The 6,810-nt window shown below is 68.1% G+C and carries 6 protein-coding genes; 5 read left to right on the forward strand and 1 reads right to left on the reverse strand.

Features of this window, described 5'->3' with window-relative positions; all coding sequences use genetic code 11:
* Positions 1 to 170: 170 nt before the first annotated feature.
* From Amac_RS50690 to Amac_RS50705, 4 genes are all read left to right on the forward strand, one after another.
* On the forward strand, positions 171 to 734 hold the full coding sequence (locus Amac_RS50690; RefSeq protein WP_246269229.1) for a DUF1707 SHOCT-like domain-containing protein: 564 nt from the start codon (positions 171 to 173) through the stop codon (positions 732 to 734).
* A gap of 117 nt (positions 735 to 851) precedes the next feature.
* The gene (plsX, locus tag Amac_RS50695; protein ID WP_155361602.1) at positions 852 to 1,877 is read left to right on the forward strand and encodes a phosphate acyltransferase PlsX; all 1,026 of its coding nucleotides are present in this window, start codon (positions 852 to 854) and stop codon (positions 1,875 to 1,877) included.
* A gap of 42 nt (positions 1,878 to 1,919) precedes the next feature.
* The gene (gene argS / locus Amac_RS50700) at positions 1,920 to 3,638 is read left to right on the forward strand and encodes an arginine--tRNA ligase (RefSeq protein WP_155361603.1); all 1,719 of its coding nucleotides are present in this window, start codon (positions 1,920 to 1,922) and stop codon (positions 3,636 to 3,638) included.
* 126 nt (positions 3,639 to 3,764) lie between these two features.
* Positions 3,765 to 5,051 carry a hypothetical protein gene (locus Amac_RS50705; RefSeq protein WP_155361604.1) on the forward strand — a complete coding sequence of 429 codons (1,287 nt, stop codon included), beginning with the start codon at positions 3,765 to 3,767 and terminating at the stop codon, positions 5,049 to 5,051.
* A 285-nt stretch (positions 5,052 to 5,336) separates the two neighbouring features.
* Here the strand turns inward: Amac_RS50705 and Amac_RS50710 are convergent, their stop codons facing one another.
* Entirely contained in the window at positions 5,337 to 5,717 is a 381-nt protein-coding gene (locus tag Amac_RS50710; protein WP_155351689.1) for a cell division protein SepF, read from the reverse strand.
* Between the two features lie 109 nt (positions 5,718 to 5,826).
* On the opposite strand from Amac_RS50710, the gene Amac_RS50715 reads away from it, so the two are divergent.
* The gene (locus tag Amac_RS50715; RefSeq protein ID WP_155361605.1) at positions 5,827 to 6,612 is read left to right on the forward strand and encodes a PhzF family phenazine biosynthesis protein; all 786 of its coding nucleotides are present in this window, start codon (positions 5,827 to 5,829) and stop codon (positions 6,610 to 6,612) included.
* Positions 6,613 to 6,810 lie beyond the last annotated feature (198 nt).

Consider the following 6,810-nt stretch of genomic DNA (forward strand, 5'->3'; position numbering starts at 1 on the left):
TCGGTAGGTTTTTCCGCACTCGTGTAAACCAACTGTGTCTGTCAGGCGTCTATGCAACTCATATACCGGGTGCCGGGCGACTTAACCGGCACTTCCACGATTTAGCAAAGATCCCTGTCATGAAATTGGCCCACTCGCGACATATCTCGAAACGCGGTACTCTGGCGGTTGTGACAGTCAACGATCCAGGTCAGCGCGCCTCCGACGCCGACCGTGACCGCGTCGCTGGGGTCATCGCTGAGGGGCTAGCCACCGGCCGCCTGACCAGTGCCGAGCATGCCGACCGCCTTGAGGCCACCTACACGGCCGTGACGGTCGGGGATCTCGTCCCGATCACCCGGGATCTACCCGACACGCTCCGTTCAAACGTCCCGGCCGGAACGGAGAAACAGCGGGTTTCCGCCGTCTTCAGCAAGGTCATCCGGGGCGGCCGCTGGGTGCCCGGACGGCACACCACGTTCAGCGCCGTCTTCGGCGCGCTCATCATCGACCTCACCGAGAGCGTGCTGCCCGGCCGCGAGATCACCCTGGAGCTCAACTCGTTCTGTGGGAAGCTCATCGTCCGGGTCCCCGAGCACGCAAACGTGGTCGACGAGGGCAGCGCGCTGTTCTCCAAACGCCACGTCACGGGCGGCAAGACCGAGGACGGGCCGCTCATCCGGGTGACCGGAAGCTCCAGGTTCGGGAAAGTGATCGTGTCCCGCAAGATCACCGACTGGAACATGCGGAGCTAGGCACCCCGGCGCCGGACCTACCATTCAGTGTTAGTGAGACTCTCGCCGCGGTGAATCGCCTGGTCGGCGGCATTAGGAGTCACCGATTGGACGGCGCTGTGTTCTCGATGGCCACTCATGGCGAGTGAAACCCTGCCCGTCGCGCTGGACGCGATGGGGGGCGATCACGCCCCGCTGGAGATCGTCGCGGGAGCCGTCCTCGCGGTGCGCGAGCTCGGCGTGCCGGTCGTCCTGGTCGGCCAGCCCCGGCTGCTCTACGAGGCGCTGTCCGCGCACGACGCCACCGGCGAGGTGCCGATCGTCCGCGCCGAGGAGACCCTGGCCATGGACGAGGGCGCGCTGGCCAGCCTGCGCCGCCCGCGCTCCAGCATCGCCGTCGCCTGCCACCTGCTCCGCCGCGGCGACGCCGCCGCCGTCGTCTCGGCCGGCTCCACCGCCGGCGTGGTCGCCACCGGCAAGCTCCGGCTACGCGCCCAGCACGGCGTGCTCCGCCCCGCCATCGCGGTCGCCCTGCCGACCCTGCCGCACCCGACCATCCTGGTCGACGCGGGCGCGAACGCCGACGTCAAGCCCGAAATGCTGGTGCAGTTCGCCCACCTGGGCGCCGCCTACGTCGAATCCGCCCTCGACGTGAAGACCCCCCGAGTCGGCCTCCTCACCATCGGCGCCGAGCCAGAAAAGGGCAACAAACTGGCGAAACGCGCGCACGAGCTGCTCCAGGCCAGCCCCGGCCTGGACTTCACCGGAAACATCGAAGGCCACGACCTGCTCACCGGCAAGGTCGACGTCATCGTCACCGACGGATTCACCGGAAACATCGCCCTCAAAACCATGGAGGGCAGCGTCCGGTACGCCTTCGGCCAGCTCCGCGACACCGTCGCGGAAAGCCGCGTGGCCAAGCTCGGCGGGCTCTTGCAACGTTCCCGGATGCGCGAGCTCCACCGGCGGCTCGACCCGGAGGCGCACGGCGGAGCCGTACTGCTCGGGCTGAACGGAACCGTCGTGATCGCGCACGGCTCGTCCCAGGCCAGGGGGATCGCCTCGGCCTGCGAGCTGGCCGCCCGGCTGGCCGCCGGCAAGATCGTCACCAGGGTCGGCGACCGGGTGGGCGCCATCCCGCGCTCGCATCGCCTCTGGGGATAACCCTGGCGACGGGAAAGACCGCGCGTCGCTAGGCTTGGACCCATGACCGACCCGCAGCTCGTACTCACCGAAGGGGTCCAGCGGGCGCTGGCCGCCGCCTTCGGCCAGGAGTATGCCGCCGAAGACCCGCTGATCAGGCCGTCCCAGTTCGCCGACTACCAGGCGAACGTCGCGATGAGCCTGGCGCGACGGCTCGGGCGCTCGCCGCGGGAGGTCGCCCAGGAGATCGCCGGCCACATCGACATCCCCGGCCAGGTCGAGGTCAGCGGCCCCGGCTTCATCAACCTGACCCTGTCCGACGGCTGGCTGGCCGCGCGGTCCGGGGAGCAGCTCGCCGACGAGCGGCTCGGCGTCGCCACCGAGGCGCAGCAGACCGTCATCGTCGACTACTCCGCGCCCAACGCGGCCAAGGAGATGCACGTCGGCCACCTGCGCACCACCGTCGTCGGCGACGCCCTGGTCCGGGTGCAGGAACACCTCGGCCACCGGGTCATCCGGCAGAACCACCTCGGCGACTGGGGCACCCCGTTCGGCATGCTCATCGAGCACCTGCTCGACATCGGCGAGGAGGCCGCGGTCGCGCAGCTGTCCGCCGGCGCGGGCAACGACTACTACCAGGCCGCGCGGGCCAAGTTCGACACCGACCCCGCGTTCGGCGAGCGCGCCAGGGCCCGGGTGGTCACCCTCCAGGCGGAGGACCCGGAGACCATGCGGCTGTGGCACATCTTCATGGGCGCCACCATCCGCTACTTCAACAAGGTCTACACCCAGCTGAACGTGACCCTCACCGACGAGGACATCGCCGGCGAGAGCATGTACAACGCCGTGCTCGCCCAGGTCTGCGACGACCTGCAGGAACGCGGCGTCGCCGTGATCAGCGACGGCGCGCTGTGCGTCTTCCCGCCCGGCTTCACCGGGCGCGAGGGCCAGCCCCTCCCGTTCATGATCCGCAAAAGCGACGGGGGGTACGGCTACGCCACCACCGACCTGGCCACCATCCGCTACCGGGTCCAGGATCTGAAGGCCGACCGGCTGCTCTACGTGATCGGCGCCACCCAGGCCCTGCACATGCAGATGCTGTTCGCCTCCGCGCGGATGGCCGGCTGGCTGCCCGACCACGTCCAAGCTGAACATGTGCAGATCGGCAGCGTGCTCGGCAGCGACGGCAAGATGTTCAAAACCCGGGCGGGCAAGTCCATCAAGCTGCTCGAACTGCTGGAGGAGGGCGAATCCCGGGCCGCCGCCGTGCTCGCCGACCGCGACTACGACGCCGCCACCCGGGCCGAGATCGGCCAGGCCGTCGGCATGGGCGCGGTCAAGTACGCCGACCTGTCCGTCAGCCACGACAGCGAATACGTCTTCGACTTCGACCGGATGCTGGCCCTGACCGGGAACACCGGGCCCTACCTGCAGTATGCGACCGCCCGGATCCGCTCCATCTTCCGGCGGGGCGAATACGATCCCGCCTCGGCCCGGGGGCCCATCCGGATCGGGCATCCCGCCGAGCGGGCGCTGGCGTTGCAGCTGCTCGGCTTCGGGGCGATCGTCAGCGAGGTCGGGGCGGCCAGCACGCCCCACCGGCTCTGCGCGTTCCTTTTCGACACGGCCAGCGCTTTCACCACGTTCTATGAGAACTGCCCGGTGCTCAAAGCCGACAGCGAGGAGGACCGGCAGTCCCGGCTCGCGCTGGCCGCGTTGACGCTGCGCGTGCTCACCCAAGGGCTCGACCTGCTCGGAATCGAGGTCCCGGAGCGGATGTGACGGCGCGCCTTCGGGTAAAGGTGGGTCAATGACGTCTAGTCTTGGCGCGGTCAAGGGAGTGTCTGGCCACTTGGTCGCCCATTGAACATGTCGGGCCGCCGGCCGTCGGGGAGCGTACGCTTGAGCATGGACGTCAGCACAGGGCACGCCGACACCTCGGGGTTGCACCGCTACGCCGAGGCGCTGCTGACCCACCTTTCGGCCGACGGCACCGCGCCGCCCTATCCGGATGTCGACGTGCCGGGATACTGGCTGTCGCCGGCCGTACAGGCGCTGGTCCACATCATGAACGGGGAGGACGCGCTCGAACCGCTGGCGCGGGCCGCTCGGCTCGACGGGGCTCGCACGTCGCTGTTCCTGTGCCTGGCGCTGGCGGTGTGCGGGCATGGGGATCGTATCCACGCGTCCTGGCTGGGGACCGCGTTCGGTGACCTCTCCGAGGACCAGCCCGTCACGTCCGGGCAGCGGGCGCTGTGGCTAGCCGCCGCGCGGGGGGCGTACGGGCCTGCGGGGAAGATCTTCGTGCTGCGGAAGCTGGACGCGATCGCCGTACCACCCGAGGACGAACTCTGGCTGAAAGCGCTCGTCCCGGGGCAGCCTGAGCCTTTGGTGCCGCCGTCGCTGGCCGACTATCCGGAACTCGCGGAGATTCCCGCCCTCGGCGGGCCAGTGCTGGCCTCCGACCGGCTCGCCCGGTTGCGCGCGCGGTGCGAGGAGATCCTTTCGGTACGGCAGGCTGACGGCGCGGTGGTGTCGTCGAGTGCGGCCTGGCCGGAGATGGAACCAGTGGCGGTGTTGCGGGCGCTCATCGGGGACGGTGAGATGGATGGGCCGTTGAGCTCGTTGAGCGGGCACTTGTTGCATGATGTGCAGCCCGGGGCTGATCCTCATCTGGCCGCGTTGGCGCTCCATGTGGCCGCGCCCGCGGTCAGGGCGGCGGCTGAGCGGCTCGCGGAGAGCACGCTTGGGGAGACGCCTGGGGCGGTGACCGTGCCGGTTCTCGGGAACGCGATCATCCTCCGGCCAGACGGCCCGGACCAGTCGACCCTGGCCGAAGCCGAACGCCTCATCATTGCCCGGAACTCGCCACGTCGTCCTGATCGGCTTGGCGGATATGTGTTGCTCGGCCTCGGGCTGAGCCTGATGCTGCTGGGACTGCTGTTCTGGCCGACCGCGATCGCCGGGGCCGGGCTGGCCGGGTGGGGGGGTTACCTCCTGCGGCGCAACCGACGACGGGCACTCGTGGAGCTCGCCCGCATCGAAGCCCAACTCGCCGAACTCCACCGACTCGCAGACGGCGCCATCTGGGCCCTCCACGAATACGCCCGCGAATCCAAATCCCGCCGCGAATCCGCCACCACCGACCTAACCGCCCTCACCCGCCTCCTCCGCCGCGGCCCCCGCGCCGGCTAACCCCTCAGTTGCCCCTCTTGGCGCCGGTGCGGCGAGAACCCACCATCCGCGCGAACGGTGCCGGATCGCGGCCGAGCAACCCGGCGATACCGCTCGTCCCGCTAGACACCCCTTAGAACGCCTACAGAGCTGCGCTGCCCCTCTTGGCGCCGGTACGGCGAGAACCACCACCCGCGTAAACGGCGCCGGATAACGGCGAGCAACCCGGTGGCCTGTGTAAGGTGCTTTAGCGCCCCCGCAGGCCACCCGTCGTGCGGCGTTGCGTTCGTGTGCCTGGTTTCCTTGTTACACGGAGGAGACCTCGACGTTGGACGGGGTCAAGAGGAAGACCTTCTCGGCGATACGCTCGATGCGGCCCTCGCAGCCGTAAGCCAAGCCGGCCGCGAAGTCGACCATGCGCGTAGCCTCGATCGTTGACATCGTTCCTACGTCCATCACGACGCTGTGGCCCTCCCGAAAGTGGCGGCCCACGGTGAGAGCGTCGTCGTACTTCTTTGGACGGACCATGACGATGCGCGCGGGCTCGCCCTCCGTCTGCCAGCGACGGGCCGCCCGCTCAGACGCTGGAATCCAGTCGTCTTCGTACTCTGCTTCGCCATAGGGCTCGTCATACTGCTCGGCCCCGCCCAGGCCAAGGTAGCTCGCTACCTTGCGCACTGCCCCCATCGGCTTCGTCCTTTCCGGGTTTGTCCCGACACTTGGGACGCTAACCGACCATTACCCATGGGCGAGCCGACACGCCACAGCATGGCATTCTTTTTGTAGGGTGCATAACATGCGTATCTTCACCGTCGATTCCTTCACCGACCGGCCGTTCAAGGGTAACCCCGCCGCCGTCTGTCTGCTGGAAGGTCCGGCAACCGCTTCGTGGATGCAGGGAGTAGCGGCGGAAATGCGGCATTCGGAAACCGCATTTCTGATGCCGCGGGAAGGGGAGACCTATTCGCTGCGGTGGTTCACGCCGCTGGTCGAGGTCGCGCTCTGCGGGCATGCCACGCTTGCGGCGGCACATATTCTTTATGAAACTGGGCAGGAAACCGGACGGATCGACTTCTCTACTCAGAGTGGGATTCTTTCGGTTGACCGCGACTCGTCCGGACTTATCACCATGGATTTTCCGGCCAAGCAGCCGACGGAATGTCCGGTCCCGGAAGGTCTCGCAGACGCTTTGGGGGCTGAGCCTGTCTGGGTGGGAAACAGCCAGTTCGATCTCCTGGTAGAACTGAGCTCTCCGGAGACCGTCCGAACGCTGGTTCCCGATATGGCGGCGATCGCCTCAATCGACGTCCGCGGGGTGATCGTCACGGCTGTTTCGCCGGACTCGGACGCGGACTTCGTCTCCCGGTTCTTTGCTCCGAGGGCGGGGGTCGATGAGGATCCGGTAACCGGATCCGCGCATTGTGTCCTGGCTCCCTATTGGTCCCAGCGTCTCGGAGTTCACTCGCTGACCGGCCGGCAGCTCTCCGCCCGAGGAGGACTGGTCCGCACCACCCTCCGCGACGACAGAGTCGACCTCGCAGGCCACGCAATCACAATCTGGTCAGGCAACCTCCACGTCTGAATTGTTGGCCCCGTACGCCCATTGAGCCCTTGGCCGTACGTCCATGCTCTGAAGGCTGAGCGCCGTAGCGGGTGGGCAGGGCGGACACTCCGGCCGACCGTGATAGCTAGCCCCTCGTTAGCCGCTGGTCAGCGGCCATCGCGGGCGCGGTGGTCTCGGGCACGGTCTTACGTCGGCCTACGTGTCCGCCCTGCCCAC

The organism is Acrocarpospora macrocephala (assembly GCF_009687865.1).
GTDB classification, from domain to species: Bacteria; Actinomycetota; Actinomycetes; order Streptosporangiales; family Streptosporangiaceae; genus Acrocarpospora; species Acrocarpospora macrocephala.

What these genes read in the sequence shown, in the direction of transcription:
- Amac_RS50710 (WP_155351689.1), bottom strand. Translation starts at nt 5,717, where the DNA reads ATGGGGGCAGTGCGCAAGGTAGCGAGCTACCTTGGCCTGGGCGGGGCC.
- Amac_RS50715 (WP_155361605.1), top strand. Translation starts at nt 5,827, where the DNA reads ATGCGTATCTTCACCGTCGATTCCTTCACCGACCGGCCGTTCAAGGGT.
- plsX (WP_155361602.1), top strand. Translation starts at nt 852, where the DNA reads ATGGCGAGTGAAACCCTGCCCGTCGCGCTGGACGCGATGGGGGGCGAT.
- argS (WP_155361603.1), top strand. Translation starts at nt 1,920, where the DNA reads ATGACCGACCCGCAGCTCGTACTCACCGAAGGGGTCCAGCGGGCGCTG.
- Amac_RS50705 (WP_155361604.1), top strand. Translation starts at nt 3,765, where the DNA reads ATGGACGTCAGCACAGGGCACGCCGACACCTCGGGGTTGCACCGCTAC.